The 746-nt window shown below is 57.2% G+C and carries 2 protein-coding genes and 1 pseudogene; 1 reads left to right on the plus strand and 2 read right to left on the minus strand.

Going from position 1 to position 746, the window contains the following annotated elements:
* Positions 1-191, minus strand: a 191-nt coding sequence (locus AC1D0Z_RS23385; protein WP_477660507.1) for a hypothetical protein, incomplete at its 3' end; no start/stop codon positions are given.
* Positions 191-394 (minus strand): DUF465 domain-containing protein, encoded by a 204-nt coding sequence (locus AC1D0Z_RS23390; RefSeq protein WP_477660508.1) that lies wholly within the window; start codon positions 392-394, stop codon positions 191-193. The genes AC1D0Z_RS23385 and AC1D0Z_RS23390, both read right to left, overlap by 1 nt.
* A gap of 84 nt (positions 395-478) precedes the next feature.
* Here AC1D0Z_RS23390 and AC1D0Z_RS23395 point away from each other — a divergent pair.
* Positions 479-746: pseudogene (locus tag AC1D0Z_RS23395) on the plus strand (serine/threonine-protein phosphatase); the annotation flags it as partial.

A 746-nucleotide genomic window follows, 5' to 3' on the forward strand; every position in this document is an offset into this window, starting at 1 on the left:
GGCACGAGGTATGAGAAAGTTTTGCCGACACCGGTGCTGGCTTCGACGACCAGGGGATAGGCGCCCTCGATAGCACGCGCCACCGCCAGGGCCATTTCGGTTTGCCCGGCGCGAGGCACAAAATGCTCAGCGGCGCGCGACAGGGTGCCACCCGGCGCAAAGGCCTCTGCTACTTCAATCGCAAGGGTCATCAAGCAGGCTCAGGGGGATCCAGAGACAGCTCAAGCTGTGCAATCTGGTCACGGAGCTGCAGGCGCCGCTTTTTGAGGCGCCGGAGCAACAACTCGTCAATGGGAAAGGCATGCGCGGTCAGGTCAACCAGCGAATTGAGATCAGCATGCTCCATTTTGAGTTCAATCAGCTGGCGTTCCGGGGAATGTAAATTTAAGTCCARGGTTTTTTATCCGTACGCGCTGCTTCGCTTGATAATACGTCGATTGCGACCATAAATCGAGCCTCGCGCTTGAACGACCACACAATGTCCAAAGGTTATCGAATCACAGCGTCCACCGGTATCCATAAAGGCGATCGGGACTACCAGCAGGATCAGGTCAATCTGTTCAGCCACTCACGTATCCCCGGCTGCATGCTGGGTATCGTGGCCGACGGCATGGGTGGCCGTAGCGGGGGGCGCAAGGCTTCCGATCAGGTCATGCTGACGGCCAAGCAGCTGTTTGAACGCTACGCACCAGAAACGGATGATGCGCCGTCAATGCTCAAACAGATCATTGAAGAGGCCCATATCG

The sequence above is a fragment of the Polaromonas sp. P1_E3 genome (genome assembly GCF_056405935.1).